Here is a 20,697-nt window from a genome sequence, read left to right on the forward strand (position 1 = left end):
TCCGGAAGGTGCTTCGACCGACACCTGTCGCGGCCGCCCCGGCCCGTTACACCGACCTCCGACTGGTCTGGACCAGAAACGGACGGGGCCCGGCGCGCGTCGCGCCGGGCCCCGCCCAGGGAGGTCGTGCAGAGGTCGTGCGGAAGGTCAGTTGACCCGGACGGTCATGACCCCCTGCTTCTCGTTGCTGTTCACCACGCGGATGGTGGTGCCGCTGCCGGCGACGCGGACGCTGCCCTGCGGGTTGGCGGGGTCGTAGTAGCGGTCCGGGTCGCTGTCGTCGAAGACCGGCGACTGCTGCCGCGACGGCACGTCGAGCGTGGTCATCCCGCCGGCGGTCTCGCGGTGGAGGCTGATCGGGTCGGTGCGGCCGAGGCCGAAGGTGGCGTCGAACGAGCCGATCCGGTTCCGCGCGAGCGTCCCGTCGGACCAGCGCAGCGCGGTCGCGTCGGCGTCGACCGGGAGGGCCTCACCGGCGCCGGGGTGCTGGCTGGTGTTGTTGTCGGCGAAGAGGCCGTTGACGTACCAGACGAGCATGCCGTTCTGGTACGGGAACCGCTCGACCCGGTCCGGCGCGGAGACGCCCCAGCCGAAGTTGTACGGGCCCTCGGCGAGGGTGGTGTCGTAGCCGGCGTACTGGCGATTCTCGGCGAGGTAGTAGTGGGTGTACTCCTCGGTGTACGAACCGTCCTCGACCGCCACGAAGCCGTCGCGCGTCCACGCCTCGTCGCCGTCCTCGAAGCCGGTGGTCAGCGCCGAGCCGACGGCCACGTCGTCGACCTTCAGGCCGAGCTCGTGGTACGCCGCGTCGTTGAACATCCGGAACCGGACCTGCGCCTGCTCGCCGGCGTACGCCGCCAGGTCGGCGCTCAGGTCGACCCACTGGCCCTGCGAGGAGCCGGTGATCCCGTGGCCGTCGTTCTGGCCGTTGGGGTCGGTGTCGGTGGAGAGGTTGGTCGCCAGCGGGGTGAAGGTCGACCCGCCGTCGGTGGAGATCTCGGCGTAGGCGTAGTCCCAGTCAACCTCGATCTGGTAGTCCACCTTCGCGGTCAACGTGGCGCCCTCGGGGACCGTGAACGTGGGGCTGGTGGCCGTCGCGGTCCGGTCGTCCCCGTTGCCGGAGTAGAGGTAGCGACTGCCGGACGCGGCGGGGCCGACCTCGGTCTCGGTGGTGCCGTTGGGCAGGTTGACGAGGACGGCCTGCGGCGACTTGGTCGCGTGGTGGGCCGGGCCGAGCTTCACCTGCGCGGACTGCCCGGCGCGGACGGTGGCGTGGTCGAGCCAGCCGAGGAGCAGCTTCTCGTGCGGGCCCATCGAGTTGGGCCGGGTGCCGATGGCGTCGTCGTCGGCGTGGCTGAGCCAGGAGCCGGAGCTCATGAGCGTCCAGAAGGCCGTGCCGTTCTCGCCGCCGTTGGTGTCGTAGTAGTCCGGCAGGCCGAGGTCGTGGGCGAACTCGTGGGCGAAGACGCCCAGGCCGCCGTTCTCCGGCTCGGTGGTGTAGTCGCGGATCCAGATCCCGGTGTCACCGATCTCGACGCCGCCGAGCTTGGCGCCCTCGGGGCCGACCGGCGCGGTCGGCCGGACCGCCCAGCGGTGCGACCAGATGGCCGACTCGGGCGCGCCGGCCTCCTCGCCCTCGCCGGCGTGGATGGCCTGGAAGTGGTCGACGTAGCCGTCGGGCTCGGCGAAGTCGCCGTCCTGGTCGTGGTCGAAGCGGTCCCAGACGTCGAACCGCTTCAGGTAGTCCTCGATCTCGGCGTCGGACTTGCCCTCCGCCCGCTGGGACTCCACCCACGCGGTGGCGGTGTCGGAGATGAAGCGGGACATGTCCTGGTTGGACTCGGTCATGCCGTAGCTGGCCGAGTTGTACGGCACGGTCACCCAGTCGCTGACGTCGCCCTCGACGTCGAAGCGGCCCGACGACATCTCGTCGTAGACCTGGCGGAACGACGCGCCGTCCTCCTCCGGCATGCCGTGGAAGAACATGTCCATGAAGTGCGAGCGGTCGAAGGTCTCGCGCCAGTAGGTGCTGTTGTCGTCCTCCCCCGGCTCCTCGATCTGGCCGTGCCGCGGGCCGGCGCCCTCGGCCGGGAACCGCGGGTCGACCTGGTCGCCGAAGTCGACGAGGAAGGAGAGCAGCTGCGCGGTCTCCTGGGTGCCGTACTCGACCCACTGGCCGGGCGCGACCTTGACGGCCTTCGAGCCGCCGCGGTCCTGCGGCTTCGCCTGGCCGGTGACGACGAGCTCGGTCGCGCGGGCCTTGCCGGCGCGGCGCTTGGTCTCGAGCGGGTCGGGACGGTCGTCGGCCTTCGCCTGGCCGGCCGTCTGGTGGGTGGTGGCGTCCGGGTCGGCGGCAGGGGTCGCCGTGGCCGGTGCTGCGACGGCGCCGGCGGCGAGCCCGAGGGCTGCGGCCACGCCGAGGACGCTGGTGGTGCGTCTGTTCACGTGTTCCTCCGAGATGGTTCCGAGAGGCCGCGCGGGGGCGCGGCCGGCGTCACCCGACCATTGCGGAGGTGGTGCACGGAAGGGGCACAGCAGCTCCTTCGCCGCTTCGTTACGAACTCGAGACCAAGCGCGCCCGGGCGTCACAACCCGCACTACCGCGACTCAGCGCAGCGCGCACCTGTCCCTTCGGGTGAGGTGCGGGTGCGGCGCGGGTGCAGTGCGGGTCAGCCGCGGGCGCGCGCCTCGGGGCCGAGGACCTTGGTCCTCGTCGGGTCGTCGAGGTTCGTCTCGACCTCGAAGGTCCGCCGGTAGCCGGTGTGCTGGATCCGCCACCCGTCGGCGGTGCGCACGTAGCGGTCGGAGTAGATCGCGCCGCCCTCGAGGGAGAAGCGGTAGGCGTCGACGAGGACCTTGTCGTGGAGGTACCACGTGCCGCTCGCCCGGTCCGGGTCGTCGGGGTCCAGGTCGATCTCGGGGTGGTGCGCCTGGTGCATGGTCAGCACGCCCTCACCCATGCTGCGACGCATGAAGTCGACCAGCGACGTCGGCTCGTCGAAGACCAACCCGTTGTAGTCCGCGGTCGCGTCGGGCGCGAAGCAGTCCGCGAACTCCGCCCAGCTCTTGGTGTCCAGGCAGCGCAGGTAGCGATACTTCAGCCGCAGGATCGCCGCGATGTCCAGCAGCGCGCTCGTCCCGGTCACGCTCTCGGTCGTCGACATGCCGCGACCCTAGGAACGGCGGTACGCCGCCGCGCGGGCCGTGCCGATCAGCGGGACCGGTCCTGCGGCCGGCGGCCGCGGCCACCCGACCGTGAGGGAACCGACCACCGCGCCCGCGCGTCGTACGACCGTGCGCGCTCCCCTCGCCCTGGTCGCCCTCGTGGCCGGCCTCCTCCCGCTCGTCGCCGGCTGCGGCCAGGAGGAGCCGGCCGGCGGCTCCCCCGACGCTGCCCCGCCCACGACCGGCCCGATCCGGCTCGTCGCCGCCGAGGACGCGGACCTGCACCTCTACGTCAGCAACCAGTCCTTCGACGACCCCGACGTGCGGATCACCGTCGAGGTGGACGGCGTGCTCGTGGTCGACGACGACTTCGCGGTGGAGGGCCAGCACACCTGGATCTCCTTCCCGCTCGCCCTGCCGCCCGGCGCGCACCGGGTGACCGCCACCAGCGACAGCGGCGCCGAGCTGAAGCAGTCGGTGCGGGTGCCACGCGGGGAGGACCGGTACGCCGTCGTCGAGCACTGGACCGAGGCCGGCGAGCACGTCCTCACCTGGTTCGCCCAGCGGGAGCCGATCGGCTTCGCGTGACGGCGTCCCGAGGTCGACCGATCGGGCCGGCTCAGCCGAAGAACGCCTGCCCACCGTCGAGCGGCAGCGTCGCCCCGGTCAGGTACCGCAGGTCCGGTCCCAGGAGCGCCACGACCGCGCGGCCGATGTCCTGCTCGGGGTCGCCGATGCGGCGCATCGGGATGGAGGCGATGAACTCCGCGGCCTCCTCGGGGTGGTTCTCGGTCCACCACTTCAGGCCGGGCGACAGCGCGTGCGGCGCGATCGCGTTGACCCGGATCCCGTCGGCCGCCCACTCCACGGCCGCGGTGCGGGTCAGCGAGCGCAGCGCGGTCTTCGCCGCGGCGTACGGGCCGTAGGTCGTCGGGTCCCACCGCACCATCGCCGAGGTGACGAGGTTGACGATCGAGCCGTCGCCGGTCGCCTTGAGGTGCGGGTGGGCGGCCCGCATCAGCGCGAACGCCGCGAAGGGGCCGGTGCGGAAGCCTTTCTGGAACAGCTTGTCGTCGGTCTCGAGCAGCTTCGTGCCGACCGCACCCGCGTAGGCGTTGTTGACCAGCACGTCGAGGCGGCCGAACCGCTCCACGACCTCCTCGACGACGCCCGGCAGCCGCTCCAGCTCCGCGACGTCGCACGCGATCGCATGCGCCTCGGCGCCGCGCTCGCGCACCAGCCGGCAGGTCTCCTCGAGCTTCTCCAGGGTGCGGCCGACGACCGCGACCGACACCCCCTCGGAGGCGAGAGCGAGCGCGATGCCCTGCCCGACCCCCTGCCCCGCGCCGGTGACCAGCGCCACCCGTCCCTGCAGCGGTCCGCCGCTCGCCACCATCCCGTCTCCTCCGTCCCGCGCCCGAGACGACCTCGGGCCTCGGATCATCCGAGGCCCGAGGAGGGGGTACGCCGGGTGGTCCCGGTGAGCGGTATCGCTCAGGTGGTCAGCGCACGCGCCCGAAGAAGTGGCTGCGGGTCCAGATCTGAGCGCGGGTGACGCGCTTGCCGCTGCCGGGGGCGTGCCAGATGCGGTTGCCGCCGGCGTACACCGCGACGTGGTAGACGCCGCCGCGGTCGTGGAAGAACACCAGGTCGCCGGGGCGGGCGGCCGCGCGGCTGATCCGCCTGGTGCGGCCGACCTGCGCGCGGGAGGAGTGCGGGAGCCGCTCGCCGAGGGCGACGCGGTAGACGAACTGGGTCAGCCCGGAGCAGTCGAAGCGGTGCGGACCGGAGGCGCCCCAGGCGTAGGCGTCGCCGTTCTGGCGGCGCGCGACGCGCAGGAGGCGCTCGCCGCGCGAGGGCCGCTTCTTGCGGGTCTTCTTCTTGGCGCTGCTCTGCTCGTGTAGCTTCTCGGCGCCGGCGGACGCACCGGCGGGGGCTGCGGTGGCGGTCGGCGAGAGGGGGCTGATACCGACTGCGAGGCTCAGCGTGAGGGCCGCGGTCAGCGCGACGAACAGCAGACGGGCGCGCAGCAGCGCGCCGGTGAGGGCGTGGTTCAAGGGTCGTTCCTCGGCGATCGCCTGCGGAAGTGGTCCTGTCGGGTTCGGGCGCCGTGCCCGGCCGAGCGCTGCTCGGCTCCACCCCGAGCCCGCCTCCGCCGGAGCGGTGGTGGGCGTGCTGCCTGGGTCTCCCGTGCCCGTCTCTGCTTCCTGTGATCGGTGTCCACCTGGCGACGTGACGGGCCTCGGCGCGGTCCAGGTTCGGCATGGTCATGCCCGCGCATCGGCGCGGGCGACGTTCCACGGTCACATCCGAGAGCCCTCTCACCCAGTCGACGCGCCCGTGAGGCTCGTCACCCGCGGCCGTGGCGGAGGTGCGCTCGGACGTCGGTACCGTCGACAGGGATGGCTGCCGACGACACCCCCAGCCCCGGGCTGGACATCGACTGGGTCCGCACGATCGCGGGCGCGCTCGCCGCGATCACGACCGCGGTCCTGCTCTCGACTCTCGGCGCCGCCGGCACGCTCATCGGCGCCGCGCTCGGCAGCATCGCGGCCACCGTGGGCACGGCCGTCTACAGCCAGGGCCTGGCCCGCTCGAAGGCGAAGCTGGCTGCGGCGCAGGAGCGCGCGCTGCAGAAGGTGGGCCAGGCGCAGACGGAGGTACGCCGTGCTGCGCGGCACGGGGACGCCGCCCAGCTGCCGCGGGCCGAGCGCCGGCTCGCCGAGGCCGCCGACGAGCTCGATGCCGCGGCCACCGACCCCGACGGTGACGGCGACGGGGCGACTCCGTCCTGGCGCGAGCGGCTCGCCGTCCTGCCGTGGAAGCGGATCGCGCTGGTCGCCGGCGGGCTCTTCCTGCTCGTCGTGGTCGTCATCAGCGTCTTCGAGGCGCTCACCGGCAAGCCGGTCTCGTCCTACACCGGTGGCTCCGACTCCGACGGCGGCACCACCATCACCCGGATCACCGGCGGCTCGTCCTCGTCCGACGACGACGGCGGCCGCGACGGCGACCGGCAGCCCCCGCCGGCCGACCCGTCGAGCAGCACCGAGCCGTCCGACGGCACCGCGCCGTCCGTCGACCCTTCACCCGGGGCGCCTACCGACGTGCCGTCCGAGGAGCCGTCGGTCGAGCCGACCCTCGAGGCGCCGACACCCACCGCCGAGCCGAGCGCTCCCCTGCCGAGCCCGACCGCCACGCCCTGACCGGGTCACGGCCGGAGGGGTCGGGTACCCCACCGGCATGAGCCACCGCGACACCGCCCGCGCGCTCATCGAGCAGCACGGCACGACGTATGCCGAGGACGCCGGCATTCGGCTCGACGACAAGCCGGCGGCGCTGTGGCAGCTGCTCGTGCTGAGCCTGCTGCTCTCGGCCCGGATCAGCTCCGACATCGCCGTGGCGGCCGCGCGCGAGCTGTTCGACGCCGGCTGCACCACGCCCGAGCGCACGCGGGACACCCAGCGCCGGTCGCTCATCGCCGCCTTCGGCCGCAGCGGCTACCGCCGCTACGACGAGCGCACCTCCACCCAGCTCCACGGGCTCGCCGACAAGGTGCTCGACGACTTCTCCGGCGACCTGCGGCGCTTGCACGAGGACTGTGACGACGTGCCTGCGCTCGAGGAGGCGCTGCAGGAGTTCACGGGCATCGGCCCCGCCGGCGCAGCGATCTTCCTGCGCGAGGTGCAGGGCGTGTGGCCCGACGTCACGCCGTACGTCGACGGGCTGGCCGCCAAGGGCGCCGACCGGCTCGGCCTCCCCACCGTGCCGGAAAGCTTGGCCGACCTCGTGCCGGCGAAGGACCTTCCCCGCCTCGTCGCGGCCTGCGTCCGTGCCGCCCGGGACCGGACCGTCGTCGACGGCGTCCGCGGCTGACCGGCCCGGACCGGTCGGGACGGGCCCGCCGGACGCACGAGCGGCGCCGCCCCGCGAAGGAGACGACGCCGCTCGTGGTCGGGTCGGGGTCAGTCGGGCCGAGTCGCGCCCAGGTCAGCGCAGGCTGGCCTCCACCACGGCCTGCGGACGGAGCACGACCGGGCCGAGCAGCCCGGAGGGCGGCGGGGTCTTGCTGCGCCGGTTGAGCAGCGTGTTGGTCACCCGCACCTCGATGGTGTTCGTGCCGGCCCGGAGGGCGTCGGTGACGTCGACGACGTACGGAGCCCACAACGCGCGGGGCAGCACCTCGCCGTTGACCGTGACCTGCGCGATGTCGCGCACCTCGCCGAGGTCGAGGCGCATCCGCCGGTCCGCGAGCTCGTCCGCGGTCAGGTCCACCGTGGTGCGGTAGACCCCGCTGCCGGAGAAGGTCGGGTCCGTCGTGGTCCACGAGCCGAGCTCAGTCGGCCTGGCCGTGTCACCCTCGCGCTCCAGGCGCAGCGTCCACGGGCCCTCGAGCGCGATCGGCTCGAGGGGGTCGGTGACGGTGACCTGGCCCTGGTAGGTCTTGCCGTGGAACTGGCCCTGCAGGTCGTAGGTCCCCGGCGCGTCGAGGAGCAGGCTCGCCGCGATCGTGCTGCGCACCTTCTCCGCCGACGTCGCCAGCAGGTCACCGACCAGGTGCGGCTGCACCTTGGTGCCCTGCTCGAAGACGACCGCGACGGTCTCGTAGGGGTCGAGCTCGAGCGGGATCACCGTCTCGCCGCGCCCCGCCTCGTCGTACGTCGTGAACGCGTCCGTGGTGCCGGTGCGGGGGTCCCACAGCTCGGGCACGCCGTCGATCGGGAGGGTCGCCGAGGTGCGGACGCTCTCGCCGCTCTCGTTGTTGAGGAGAAACGCCACGTCGCCGTCGCGGCCGGTGCGCAGCACGCGCACAGCAGGCGCCGCCGGCGTCAGCTCGGCCGCGACGACCCCCGCCCCCAGGGCGAGCGCGTCGAGTGCCTCGATGTCGCGGACGACCGCCACCTGGCCGGCGCCCCGTGCCGTCCAGCCGCCGGAGGCGCCTGCGACCAGTGCGTCGAGCGCGGCGGTCATCGCGGCGTCCCGTCCGCGGGCCTCGTGCTCGGGCAGCGGACCGACGAACGCGACCCGACCGCCGGAGACGACGAAGTCCTGCAGGGTCTTGACGGTCTCCAGGTCGAGCACGGGCGTGGTCGGGACCACGACCATGCGGTACGACGCGGCACCGATCTCGAGCTCGCCGCGACCGACCTCCGCGTGGAAGCGGGTCCGCGGGTCGCCGGAGAACGACCCGTCGCTGACCATGTCGAAGTCGACCTGCGCCCGCTCGAGGGCGTACGCCGTGTCGCTGAGGTCGGCGTCGAGCCGGTGGTCGGGGTCGGAGGTCCGGGTCTGCTCCGCGGCGCGCTGCGGCTGCAGGAGCACGGTCTCGGCCAGCGACTCGCCGCGGCCGATCTCGCTGACGCGACCGATCCACGCGTCGACGTCACCCATCGCGTCCCAGTAGGTGCTGGCCGGGCCGAAGGGCGGCGCGAAGTAGATCTGCTGCTCGTCGGTCCACATCGCGTGCAGCGAGAAGTGGTTGATGCCGCGGGTGGCGAGGGCGCCGATGGTGGCACGCATGAAGTCCGGCGCGACGCCCCACCCGGAGTTGCCGAACACCTCCGAGAGCGCCCGGTCGCCGCCGCTGAGGTTGCGCGCAGCGGCCGCGTTGCGGCCGAGGGTGGTCTGCTCGCCGGCGGTGTAGTCGCCGGTGATCATGTCGGTGCCGGGGACCTGCGCGTACTGGTTGTTCTTGCTGAGGTCGCCGGTGCTGTGCATCCGCTCCTGCGGGCTCTCCTCGTCCAGCAGCGGGTTGGTGATCAGCTGCAGGCCGCGGTCACCCATCCACTCGGCCTGGCGCTGGTAGTAGTTGGTCGCGAACGCGTTGTTGACCGCGCGCCAGTAGGCGCCGGAGTACTGCTCGCCCGTCCGCTCGAGCTCCTCGAACGCCGCGGTGTAGGCGACGCCCGGCGTGGACCCGGCCTCCTTGACCAGTGCGTCCAGGCTGGCCGACCACGGCAGCCGCTTGAACGGCCACGGCTCGGCGGAGGAGATGAACGGCTCGTCGTCCCAGAAGCCGGGGACGACCGTGCCCATCGCCCAGCCGAACCGGCGGACGTACTCGCCCTGGGCCACCTCGAAGAGGCGGTCGGTGGCGACCGGGTCGAGCAGGTCGAGGTAGCCGCGGTGGTAGCCGCTGGAGTCGTCGGTGAGGACCGCCTTGCCGTAGGTGTCGACGACCCACCGGCCCTCGGGCACGGTCCACGTCCCGGTCTCGAGGTCGGGGGTCAGCTCGACGAGGTCGGCGGCGTCGGTGGAGCCGGCCGGGCGGGCGGCGGCCGCGACGGCGTCCTCGACGCGCACGGTGGGTCCGCCGAAGTCCTCGATGTCGACGACGTCGTCGAAGGTGCTCGACCACAGCTCGGCGCCGGCGGGGTCGGTGACGGCGAGGTTGCCCCAGGTGACGCGCTGGAGGCCCTCGACGGCGTCCTGCACGCCGACGCCGCCGTACTCCGCGCTGACCGCGGGGGCGCCGGTGGCGTACGTCGCGTCGACCGCGACCGGCTGCACGGTGCGGTTGATGACCGGGGCGATCTCGTCGCCGGTGACCGTGACGGTGACCGTCTGCTCGCTGCGCGGGTGGAAGCCCGGCGTCGGGACGCCGGTGGTGAGCTTGGTGCGCTCCTCGCCGTCGAGGCGCCACACGCTCGCGCGGCCCTTGACGTCGATGTCGACCAGGTAGCCACGGGTGCCGTCGGCGGAGGACCGCACGACGAGCTGGGCGCCGGCCGCGGTCAGGCGGATCCGGCCGGTGACGGTGTAGTCGGTCCAGTCGGCGCCGTCGACGAGCGGGTGCGCACCCTCCCGGAGCGCGCCGTCGACCACGAGGCGGCCCTCGGCGACGCTGAGGCCGCTGGTCTCGTGCGGGTCGATGGTCGTGGGCCCCTCGACGACGCGGGTCGAGCGCTGGAGCGCCTTGAGCCGCAGCTCGGGGCTCGGCTCGTAGGTCGTGTCGCCGACGGTGCCGCCGTTGGCGATGATCCCGCCGGCCTTGCCGCTGGGGAAGTTGCTGTCGTTGAACAGCCAGATCCGCATGCCGGTGCGCTGCGCCTCGCGCAGGACGTGCTCGACGATGTCGAACCACGCCTCGGTGAAGTACGCCGGCTTCATCCCGGGGCCGCCGTACGGGAAGAGCACGGCCTCGTAGATGCCCTTGTCGCGCAGCTCGGCCATCTGGGTGTCGACGACCTCGGGGGTGACGGTGCCGGTCCAGTACCAGTAGACCGAGGGTCGGCTGTCCTTCGGCGGGTCGGCGAAGGCGGCGGGGTCGAAGCCCTGCTCGCGGTGGGGCGCCGGGGCGGGCCGGTCGGGGCCGGCGACGGCGCTGACGGTCGGGACGGCGGCGAGGGACAGGGCGAGCGCAGCGGCCGAGGCGGCCGCTCCGACCGAGGCGGCGCGGCCGCGCTTGTTGAATCGACTCACAGGTGAGTTCCTTCGGTTGAGGGGACGCCATCAGCGCTAGGGGGGTGCTGTGACGCGCGCCACTATGGCGGTCCTCGCGGCCATATTGAAACGATCCATCCCACGATGCGGTCACCGAGTCCCCACCCGGCGCACCACACCGCCCGCACGGCACCGGGCCCGGACGCCGTGGCGTCCGGGCCCGGGAGCGGGTACGACGGCGTTCAGCGGGTCACGGCGACCCGCACCCAGCCGGAGCGCGAGGACGCCGCGTGCGCTCCCCCGCGGTACGTCGCGCGGAACCGCTCGACGCCGGTCCTCGTGAGCCGCACGGTGAGCCGGGCGCGGCCGTCGGCGACGGGGACCGTGCCGACGGTCCGTCCGCCCCGGGTGAAGACGACGCGGCCCTGGTCGGTGCCCGGCCCGACCACGGCGGTCAGCCGGACGCGCTGACCGCGCCGACCGCGCTCGCGGGAGGCCGAGAGCCGGGTCCGCGTGGCGACCGAGCGCCCGAAGGTCGAGCGCACCGTCCCGAGGGAGTACAGCTGGATCTCCCCCGTGGCGTCGCTCACCCCGTCGTTGTCGGTGACGGCGAAGACCCGGCCGGCGCCGGTGATGCCGAGCCCCTCGAGCTTCTCCTGGGTCCATCCGCGCTGGTCCTGCATCGCGGGGAGCAGGTCGACGGCGAGCCGCTTGCGCAGCGGGGTCACCTCGCCGGAGGTCCGGCCCGGCACGTCGATGGTGTAGATCCGCTTGACCGCCGCGCTGGGGCCGTTGAGCTTGTCCCGCTCGATGACGGCCAACGTGTCGCGGTCGACGAAGGTCAGCTCCGAGAGGCCGATCCAGTCGCCGGCGACCTCCGTGGTCTCCAGCGGGTAGCCGTACCAGGTCCACGTCCCGCGCCGCACGTCGTACCGTCCGATCCGGGCGGTCGACTCACCGGCCACCGGCCGCTGGAGGGCGACGAAGACCTGCTCCCCGCCCTTGCCCCGGCGGATGGTGACGCCCTCGAGGCCCCACTTGCCCAGGCCGGCCACGACGTCCGCGGGGAGCGCGACCCGCTGGCGCACGACGCCCGCGGCGTCGGTGCGGACGAGCGCGTTCTCGGCGCCGGTGGCTCCCTCGACCGCCAGCCAGAACCCGCCCTGGCGCCGGGCGGCGAGGCCCTCGATGTCGATCGCGGGCTTCTCGCCGGACGGCGTGCTCACCTCGAGCACGTCGTCGATGACGGCCGGCGAGGCGCTCGCGTCGACGGAGTAGATCCGACCGGTGGCGTACGCCGCGTCGCTGGCGGCGTACAGCCGGCGCGGGCTGCCCGGCACGCCGCTGAGTGCCCCGAGCGCACCCCAGCCGATCGGCGTGGCGCCGGCCGGCTCTCCCGGAGCGGGCACGGAGACGATCGACGGGAACCGCGGCTTCGCGTCGCCCAGCTGGTAGACGCCGACCGTGGCGCGGACGCCGGCCGAGGCGTCGTCCTCCTCGGAGGAGACGACCAGGAGGTCCCGCTCGGGCACGGGCAGCAGGCCCTCGGGCCCGTTGGTGGTGGGCAGCACCTGCCGGAAGACCGGCTTCCGCGGGTCGGTCATGTCGTAGACCGCGACGAAGTTGCTGCGCTCGGAGCCCACGAACGCGTACGGCGTGCCCCGCATCTCGGCGAAGGCCAGGCCCTCGGGCTCGGCGCCCTTGTTGTCGGCGCGGTCGTTGTTGAACAGGCCGTGCGCGACGGCGAGGTCCTCGAACGAGCGGCCCGCGTCCCAGACGACCTCGCCGGTGGCGGCGTCGAAGACGGTCCAGCCCCGGGAGCCACCGAGCCAGTCGCCCTCGTTGGCGGTCGCGACGAGCCCGTCGCCGACCCACTGGACGGCGTCGGGCTCACGCGGCACGTCGAGGGACCCGGTGAAGTCGAAGATGCCGTCGTCGTCGACGTCCACCCCCTCCACCTTCGCGTTGCCCGCGCTGAAGGCGTGGCGGATGGAGCGGCTCGGCAGGTCGATGACGACGAGGCCGTTGTTCTCCTGCAGGGTCACGACGAGCTGGTTGTCGGCGTTGATGTCGACGTACTCCGGCTCGGGGTCCTCGGGCGTGTTCATCCCGGCCAGCGCGGGCAGCGCCGCGCCGTCGTCGCCGACGAGCGCAACCGGCTCGGCGATCCAGGTCTCCGGCGCGCCGTCGAGCTCCACGACCTGGACGAACCCGGCCGGCAGCTGCGGCAGGTCGCCCTCCTCGCCGCCGGTGGGCGTGGCCTCCTCGTCGCGCTGGTTCTCCATCGCGATCGCGGCGAACCCCTGGTCGGGACTGATCGCGATCGAGTCCGGCTGGCCGCCGAGGTCGAGGGAGGCGACCGTGGTGAGGTCGGAGATCCGGACGACGTCGAGGCGGCCCGACGGCTCGGTGAAGGACGCGCTGGTGTCGACGACGACCAACACGTGGTCGCCCACGACCGCCACCGACGTCGGCTGGTCGTCGGCGTCCCCGAGCTCGCTCAGGTCGAGCGAGCCCTTCCCGACCGGCTGCGCCGGGTCGGTGATGTCGACGAAGCCGATGCGCTTGCCTGCGGCGTCGGTGTAGACAACCGTCCGACCGTCCTCGGTGACGTCGGAGATCTCAGCGACGGTCTCCTCGACGGGGTCGACCCCGGCCGGGACGTTCTGGAAGACCGGGTACGTCGCCGCCCGCTCGAACCACGGTCCGGCCGCGGCTGCGGCCGGGGCTCCCGCCGCGGGCGCTGCTGTCGACGCTGGGAGCGTCGGCGCGAGGAGGGCGAGCGGGAGCGCGCTGACGGCAGCGAGAGCCAGTCCACGGCGTGCAGGCATGGGGGGCCTTTCGTTCGGCGTGACGAGACCCCGCAGCATCCGCTCCTCGGCGGTCCGCTCGGTGAGCCGTGGGCGAGCCGGAGGTGAACATCCGGCGGCGGCACGCCCTGCTCGTCGGTCGCTGCCGTCAGTCCCGTCCCTCAGACCCGCGGGTTGGCGCCTGCGCTCGAATCGCAGGGCACCGGCGAACGGCGCCGCCCCTGAGGAGACGGCGCCGTTCGGCTGGAGGTGAGAAGCAGGTCAGCGGCGCACCACGACCTTCACCGGGCCGCTGCTGATGGTCTCGCCCTTGCCGACGAAGGCGACCTTGAGCGTCACCTTCCCGCCCTGGCGCAGCTTCTTCGAAGCGCCGATCGGCAGGGACACGGTGACGGTGCGACGGGCACCCGCCGGCACCCGCACCGTCGGCTGCGCGATCTTCGTGCCCCCGAACACCACCTTCACCTTGCCGGTGCAGGCGGCCTCCACGCTGGCGCAGCCGACAGCCAGCTTCACGCGGGCCTTCCCGGCCTTCGGCAGCACGGCGCTCACCGTGCGGTCGAGCACCGTCAGGCGCGGCTTCGCGGGCTGCGGCTGCGGTGAGGGGTCGACCTCCTCGATCGGGGCGGGCACCGCGTCGGCGTCGTACCGCAGCGGCGGCGTCCACGCCGGCAGCACCCGGCCCTGCGCGACCTGGTCGAAGGCGTACGCCATGCCCATCAGCTCGGCGTCCTGGAAGGCCTTGCCCTGGAGCTGGAAGCCGACCGGGCTGCCGTTCTCGGTGGTGCCGGCCGGGAAGATGACCGTCGGCACGCCGGCGGCCGAGGACTGCGGGTCCTTGCGGCCGAAGCTGGGGTTGATCGAGTCGTTGAGGTGGATCTCGCTCAGCTCGGCCGGGTAGAGGATCGCGTCGGCACCGTTCTCGTCCATCCAGGCAGCGATGTTGTCGCGGTACGTCGCCCGGTAGGCCTCGAAGTCACGCTGCTGCTGGTCGGTCATCCGGCCGGTGCCGGTGTACTCCCCCGCCCGCCGCTGGTAGGGCACCCGCAGCGGGTTGTGCGTGATCTGCTCGGGCAGCGTGTACGGGTTGTCCGGGTGCGCGTCGATCCACTGCGCCCAGCCCTCGTAGCCGAGGTCCCCGTAGTTGCCGCGCTCCGGCGCGTCGTCGAAGTCCGGGACCACCTTGATCGTGGCGCCGGCCTTCTCGAAGTTCGCGAACTGCGCCTCCAGCACGTCGCTCACCGCGGTCGTGCCGAACGGGTCGTCGAACGCGGTCTCGGGGACGCCGATGACTTTGCCCTTCAGCGCTCCGGGCTTCAGCGCCTTGCCCCAGTCCGTCGGCCGGTGGCCGTTGGCGACGTCGTCGAGCACGTCGTCGGGGTTGTCGACGGCCGTGACGTCGAGCAGCATCGCGAGGTCCTCGATGGACTGCGCGATCCAGCCGACGTAGTCCTGGATCAGCGTCAGCGGCATGGTGCCGGCGCTGGACTGCATGCCGTCGGTGCCGCGCAGCGAGTAGAGGCTGGCCGCGCCGGCCGGGCCCCACAGCGAGTCACCGGTCTGGGTGCCCCAGGCGGCGGCGGCGAAGCTCGAGGCGACCGCGACGGCCGAGCCACCGCTGGAGCCGATGGAGCTGCGCGAGGGGTCGAAGGCGTTCCAGACCATGCCGAAGGCGTTGGGGCTGTAGTGCCCGTCGTTGGCGAACTCCGCGAGGTTGGCCTTGGCGAGGATGATCGCCCCGGCCTCCCGCATCCTCGCGACCTGGAAGGCGTCCTCCTCCGGCTGGTAGCCGTCGAAGACCAGCGAGCCGCCGGTGGTCGGCATGTCCTTGGTGTCGATGATGTCCTTCGCCAGCACCGGGATGCCGAGGAACGGCCGCTTGTCACCGGCCTTGCGCGCCTTGTCGGCCGCACGCGCCTGCGCCATCGCGTCGGGAGCGACGGTGATGACCGAGTGCAGGCCGAAGGGGCCTTGGTCGTACGCCGCGATCCGGTCGAGGTAGGCGCGCACGATCTGCTGGGAGCTGGTCCGCCCGGCCTTCAGGTCGGCGGCGAGCTCGGTGATGGTCTTGCCCACCACGTCGTACGACGATGTGGTCGCGGCGGTCTGCGCGCTCACCGCGCCGGTGGCCCCGCCCGCGAACGGCACCTGCGGCGCCTGGGCGCAGTCGGCCGCGTCGACCCCGAGCGCGGCGGGGTCGAAGTTGGCGACCGAGCACAGCTCGGAGAGGGTCAACCCGGCCACGGCCGGTAGGCCCGCGAGGGTCGCGGCGAGGCCCTCGACCTTCGCGACCTCGCTGCCCGCGGGGCGGGTCGCGCCGGCCACGGCACGTCCCTCGGGCATCCCGGTGACGACGTACCGCAGCAGCGACGCGGTATCGCCCGGCGCGATCGTCAGCGTCGTGACGAAGCCGGGGTGGTTCGCGTCGTCGCCGTCGGTCGGCAGCGGGGTGTCGAACGGGTCGTGCAGGAAGGTGCCCATCCGGGTGAGCGCGTCGGCGTCGCCGGGGGTGCCGAAGACGGTGGCGGACGGGCCGTTCTGGCTCGGGCTTCCGGCCGCGGTCGTCGGGGTGTGCCACGACGCCCAGCCGTCCGCGGCGGTGATCGCGGCGTCGCCGTCGCCGGTGGCGCTGAGCTCGGACTGGTTCTCGCCGGTGTCGTACCCGACCTGGCCGCCGAAGGCGACCTGGATCGTGACCGGCTTGCGGGTGGTGTTGGTGAACGAGTCGAGGAACCGGCCGTAGGACTGCCCCGCCGGCACCACCAGCTCGCGGCGGACCACGACGCCGTCGACGTCGACGCCGCGGGTGGAGGTGAAGGTCTCGCGGCCGTCGTAGGTCAGGCCGAAGCCGCGCAGCAGGATGCCGTTGAGCCGGCTGGTGCCGCCCTCGACCTCCACGCGCAGGCCGCCGTACCCCTGGAGGGCGCCGCCGGTGGTGTCACGGACGCTGCCGGTGTCGAGGCCGGGGTTGGCGGCGTCGTGGACGCCCCACCGGTCGCCGGTGCCGGCGGGCACGTAGTTGTACGCAGCCGCCGGCGCGGTCGTCGCCGCCAGCGTCCCGACGGTCAGCGCGCCGGCGGCCAGGGCGGCCGCGGCCAGGGACGGAACCGCGCGGCGCGCCGTCCGGCGCCGCGCGGTCCTCGCCTTCTGGGTGTTCGTCATTCGTCGCTCCTTCGCACCGGCCGGAGGGGATCGGCCGGTCTCCTGACCAGCGGTGTCGCCGGTCGGGCAGGAGCCAAGCGAGGAGGAGGGACGCGGGTGTTGCCCGCCTGTTACGGCGCCGTGGCGGGGCGACCCTTTCGTGTGAACGTTCCGGTCCAGGGGTCAGCCCCGGGCGGCGCCCATCCCCAGGAGCGCGGCCAGCCCGAGCGCGCTGCGCGGGGCGTACGCCGTGCGCCACAGGCCGCCGTGCGCGGCGGCGTACGCCTCGTCCTGCCAGGGGTGCTCGTGCCGCGGGCCGCCGCCGGTGTGCAGGTCGTGGACGAGCAGCGCGGCCATCAGGACGTTCGAGGTCGACGGGTCGAAGACCTCGACGCCGAAGCGGTGGGCGCCGGCGTACGCCGCGGCGAGGGCGCGGTTCTTGACCACCGAGCGCGTGCGGGTCGGCGGGGCGACGTTCATCGACACGGTCGCGCCCTCGTGGCGGGCGACGGTCGCGCGCCAGCGCTGCAGCCGCTTGGCGAGCGCGTAGTTGGGGCCCTGCTGCGGCACGAGCGAGTCGTTGACGCCCGGTGCCGTGCCGGGTGCGTAGGGGCGGCGCAGCAGCCGCCCGCCCGACGCCGCCCGGAGTGGACGACCGACCGTCTTGGCGGTGCGCGACCGCGTCTCGTACCGCTCCGTCGCCTGCGCCACCGCCTCCCCGGGCACCGCGAAGACGTCCGTCGGCGTGGCGAGGAACGCCAGCGCCACGTCGTCCCTGTCGGTCAGGAGGCGGCGGCTGAGCTCGTCGACGGCGGTGCTGACCCGGACGTTGGTCGCGCCGTCGGCGTAGACGTAGTTGCCGACCACCAGCGTGCCCGGCTGCTCGGCCAGCCACTGGGACAGAGCCGGTACGTCGGCGAGCAGGTCGGCCCCCGGTGTCGCTCCTACCTGGGGCGCCACCACGGTGCCCGCGCCGGCCCGCGCCGTGTCGGCGACGCGGTCCCACAGGTTCGCCTTGGGCAGGTCGACGGCCGCGACCCGCGCGCCCCAGCGGGTCAGCGCCTGGAGTGGCCCCATCTCCGACGCGGCGCCGATGACCGCGACCGTGTGCCCCTCGAGCCGCAGCCACTTAGGGTTGTCCAGCACCGCCCCGACCGCCTCGGCCACCGACGGCTCGACCACACCCGCCTCGACCCACCGGTCGACCTGGCGCCTGATCTCGTCGCCGCGGAGCCGGTCGCCCCGGTACGGCAGCACCAGCTCGTCGACCCGCTCGCCCGTGCCCTCCACCTCGACCTGGTCGAAGTACGTCGTCCCTCCGCTGCCGGTCGGCCACTCGGCCAGCGGCACCTCGTCGCCGTCACCGAGCACCCGCATCCGCTCGTGCAGCGAATTCAGCCCCGCCCGCGCGATGCCGACCGCGTCCTCGGGCGCCCCGAGCCCGGCCTCGACGAGCCGGCGGAAGTACAACAGGTACTCACCGCGCCACGCCGTCTCCCGCTCCGCCGCCCGCGCCCCCACCTCGTCGACGGCGCGCAACGCATCCGCCACCACCGCCCGCCCCACCGCGGTCGTGCTGCGACGACCTTCGTCGTCGCTCGGGAACACCAGTCCGTGCTGCTCGTCCGCCATGTTCGCCATCCTGCCCTGGCGCGTTGGTGACCTCGTCCTAATCCTTAACTGTGCGGGGACGGCGATGTCTAGCGTGCGCCCGGCGCGGAACAAGAACTACCTCCGGGAGCCGCTTCGAGGCCCAAGTTCCGGGGACCGCCCCGCCGCCTCTGGTGCGCTGAAGCCAACGTCCCCGTACGTAGGCAGTTCCGCGCGCGAGCGACTGGGCCAGGACCATCGGTGAGCACCAGCCGACAGATGCCCACGCGGCCACGATGGCCGTTAGCCGAACATCACTGGCCGAGTCGCGTTGTCGCGGTCATCCAATCCGGCGTCTACAGACGGAACTCCTCCCTGGTGCGTTCGGGCAAGTCCCAGTTCGACCACCGCGACTAGGCGGCGGTCAGCAGCAGGTCGCGTCGTTCCCGTCAGGAATCTCCCACCTGCTACCAGCCATTCTGCGCGCAAGAGCGCGCGTGCCGGCGCGAGGCGATACGCTCACGCCATGCGAGACATAGGCGTTGTCCCTCTCGACTTGCTACTTCTCGACCCCATGAATCCTCGCATACCGGAAGCATTACAAAATCAAGAGCAGGAGGTGATTCTCCAGCACCTTTTTGACAACGACGTCCTGGACGAACTTGCTAGTTCGTTTCTGGAGAACGGCTACTTCGAGAACGAGCCCGTTCTGGTCTTGCCGCCCGACGAGTCGGGGCGTCGGATCGTCGTCGAAGGAAACCGGCGGGTTGCAACGCTAATAGTCCTGACTCAGGAACGGCGAGCCGCTGAGTCCGACCTGCGGTTCGACTTCTTCGACGCGCCACCGACAGAGCACGCGATCGATCAGCTTCGACTCGTACCCTGTTTCGAGATCGCAGAGCGCCAGGAGATCAGTGCCTACTTGGGGTACCGCCACATTGGCGGGTTGCGCCAATGGCCCGCAGAGGCCAAAGCGAGATTCATTGCCACCGAAGTGTTGGATGCCGAGAGGGAAGGAATCTCCGATCCCTTCTACCACGTCGGCAGAGTAATTGGAAGCAACGCCCGCGGAGTCCGCGCCTCCTACGAGACACTAGAGATATTGCGTTTCGCGCAACAAGAACTCGATTTCAACACAGCCCTGGTGCGGGAGCGACGATTCACCGTATGGGGCCTTTTGGTCAGCAACAGCGGCATACGAGACTTTATCGGCTACACCGGTAGACCGCGGTCTCTAGCAGCGGTCCGAGAAGCCGTGTCGCGTATCAACGAGGACAACCTTCGCTTCGTACTGGACGACCTCGTACCAGGTCCTGAGAACACAAAGCCGGTACTATCAGACAGTCGCTCCGTGTCGACTTATGCACAGATTCTCGAGGATGAGCGTGCCCGAGAAACACTGAAGCGCTACAAAGACCTGGACCTCGCCGCCTCGCTCGTTAGGGGCGCAACGATATCCACGAGCATTCAGAGTCTCATACGGAGGTTGGAGCCGTTGGTGCTTGAGGCAAGTGGCGGCCAAGTTGACCATGAGGCACTGTCCCAGGCGTCGCGACTACGTGAACTCGCGACGAGCCTCGAATCAGTGATCGAGGGCAAGGTCGTTCATAAGTGACCACCAGCGCGATAACGCCAGACCTCGAGGCTTATGGCCGCTACGCTCGGTCGTCCGCCATCGCAGACTGGTTGGAATTAGCCGCACTTAAAGGCCGACGGGTGACGCGAGCCCAGCTCGAAGATCTCTTTCATGACTACGGTTGGACAACGAAGAAGCCGCAGCAATTCATAACGGTTGAAGACGACTTCGACGAGGAAGATTCCAACGGGTCCAGCGGAGCTGATTACTACAGCGATGTGCCCGAACTCTGGTCGGAGTCTATACACAGCATTCTGCTGGAACGCGCCGATGCCCTAGGGGACGCATGGCCCTTCACACTCAGGGGAAACTGGGAGATAGTTGCGAGCCGAAGGCCGCAACCAACTCCGTATCTGCTGCTGCTGGCACTTGCGGTCGCTCACTCTCGCGGCTTGCGCACCAGTGAAGAACCTACGGCCCTAGTCGAGGGCACCGTCGCGCGAGCGTTAAGCAACAAGGGCTGGCTGGTGACCTCGATGGGAACGAGCGACCGCAACGGAGACTCTTTCCAGGAGAATCTGGCCAACGTCGGCGATGCTTTGGGGCTCCCGGTCCAGGATCCCGCGTTCCCGGCCAAGCGGTATGCCAAGGACGCCGGAGTAGACACACTGACATTCGTAGGTTGGCCCGATAAGAGACTCGCTGGACAGTGGCTATCGGTCGGCCAGGTCACTATCGCCAAGAGTGAGCGATGGCAGATCAAGTTGCTCGAGCCTCGCCCCGATCACTGGGCCGCCTACTTCCTTCAGAATGTGCACCCGGTTCGATTTCTAGCCGTGCCGCACCACGTCGAGCGACCGCACGTCAACTACCTAGTCGGCGCGTCGACGGGGGTCTTGGTGGACAGGTTGCGATTGTGTCAGGACTTGACTCACATCAATGAGTCCGAACGCCAGTTCCTGACCGAAGTACTAAGTTTCCCCGTAGATGACGGGCGATCCATCGCGTGACGAGACGGACGGGCTGGCGCCAGGA

The 20,697-nt window shown here is 71.9% G+C and carries 13 protein-coding genes; 5 read left to right on the top strand and 8 right to left on the bottom strand.

Going from position 1 to position 20,697, the window contains the following annotated elements; all coding sequences use genetic code 11:
• Nucleotides 1-147 precede the first annotated feature (147 nt).
• Both H7344_RS13070 and H7344_RS13075 read right to left on the bottom strand, forming a co-directional pair.
• Entirely contained in the window at nt 148-2,445 is a 2,298-nt protein-coding gene (locus H7344_RS13070) for an immune inhibitor A domain-containing protein (protein WP_186346454.1), read from the bottom strand.
• Between the two features lie 224 nt (nt 2,446-2,669).
• Complete coding sequence (locus tag H7344_RS13075) at nt 2,670-3,164, bottom strand: nuclear transport factor 2 family protein (protein WP_186346455.1); 495 nt, start codon at nt 3,162-3,164, stop codon at nt 2,670-2,672.
• 130 nt (nt 3,165-3,294) lie between these two features.
• Between H7344_RS13075 and H7344_RS13080 the strand changes: the two genes are divergently transcribed.
• Nucleotides 3,295-3,753, top strand: a complete 459-nt coding sequence (locus H7344_RS13080) for a hypothetical protein (protein WP_186346456.1) — start codon at nt 3,295-3,297, stop codon at nt 3,751-3,753.
• A 31-nt stretch (nt 3,754-3,784) separates the two neighbouring features.
• Here the strand turns inward: H7344_RS13080 and H7344_RS13085 are convergent, their stop codons facing one another.
• Complete coding sequence (locus H7344_RS13085) at nt 3,785-4,561, bottom strand: SDR family NAD(P)-dependent oxidoreductase (protein ID WP_222130640.1); 777 nt, start codon at nt 4,559-4,561, stop codon at nt 3,785-3,787.
• Between the two features lie 106 nt (nt 4,562-4,667).
• Nucleotides 4,668-5,222, bottom strand: a complete 555-nt coding sequence (locus H7344_RS13090) for a C40 family peptidase (RefSeq protein WP_186346458.1) — start codon at nt 5,220-5,222, stop codon at nt 4,668-4,670.
• A gap of 345 nt (nt 5,223-5,567) precedes the next feature.
• On the opposite strand from H7344_RS13090, the gene H7344_RS13095 reads away from it, so the two are divergent.
• A complete protein-coding gene (locus tag H7344_RS13095) occupies nt 5,568-6,368 on the top strand; it encodes a hypothetical protein (protein WP_186346459.1) in 801 nt (266 codons plus the stop codon).
• A 37-nt stretch (nt 6,369-6,405) separates the two neighbouring features.
• On the top strand, nt 6,406-7,038 hold the full coding sequence (locus tag H7344_RS13100; protein ID WP_186346460.1) for an HhH-GDP family DNA glycosylase: 633 nt from the start codon (nt 6,406-6,408) through the stop codon (nt 7,036-7,038).
• A 114-nt stretch (nt 7,039-7,152) separates the two neighbouring features.
• Here H7344_RS13100 and H7344_RS13105 read toward each other — a convergent pair whose 3' ends face one another.
• The 4 genes from H7344_RS13105 to H7344_RS13120 form a co-directional block, all read right to left on the bottom strand.
• Nucleotides 7,153-10,584, bottom strand: a complete 3,432-nt coding sequence (locus H7344_RS13105; RefSeq protein WP_186346461.1) for a glycosylhydrolase-like jelly roll fold domain-containing protein — start codon at nt 10,582-10,584, stop codon at nt 7,153-7,155.
• Between the two features lie 203 nt (nt 10,585-10,787).
• Entirely contained in the window at nt 10,788-13,376 is a 2,589-nt protein-coding gene (locus tag H7344_RS13110; RefSeq protein ID WP_186346462.1) for an esterase-like activity of phytase family protein, read from the bottom strand.
• A gap of 240 nt (nt 13,377-13,616) precedes the next feature.
• On the bottom strand, nt 13,617-16,517 hold the full coding sequence (locus tag H7344_RS13115; protein WP_186346463.1) for an amidase family protein: 2,901 nt from the start codon (nt 16,515-16,517) through the stop codon (nt 13,617-13,619).
• 162 nt (nt 16,518-16,679) lie between these two features.
• The gene (locus H7344_RS13120; protein WP_186346464.1) at nt 16,680-18,128 is read right to left on the bottom strand and encodes a hypothetical protein; all 1,449 of its coding nucleotides are present in this window, start codon (nt 18,126-18,128) and stop codon (nt 16,680-16,682) included.
• Between the two features lie 484 nt (nt 18,129-18,612).
• Between H7344_RS13120 and H7344_RS13125 the strand changes: the two genes are divergently transcribed.
• Nucleotides 18,613-19,701 carry a hypothetical protein gene (locus H7344_RS13125; RefSeq protein WP_186346465.1) on the top strand — a complete coding sequence of 363 codons (1,089 nt, stop codon included), beginning with the start codon at nt 18,613-18,615 and terminating at the stop codon, nt 19,699-19,701.
• The gene (locus H7344_RS13130) at nt 19,698-20,672 is read left to right on the top strand and encodes a hypothetical protein (RefSeq protein WP_186346466.1); all 975 of its coding nucleotides are present in this window, start codon (nt 19,698-19,700) and stop codon (nt 20,670-20,672) included. The genes H7344_RS13125 and H7344_RS13130 overlap by 4 nt, the downstream gene beginning before the upstream one ends.
• Nucleotides 20,673-20,697: the final 25 nt, after the last annotated feature.

This window comes from Nocardioides deserti (assembly GCF_014266025.1).
GTDB lineage: Bacteria > Actinomycetota > Actinomycetes > Propionibacteriales > Nocardioidaceae > Nocardioides > Nocardioides deserti.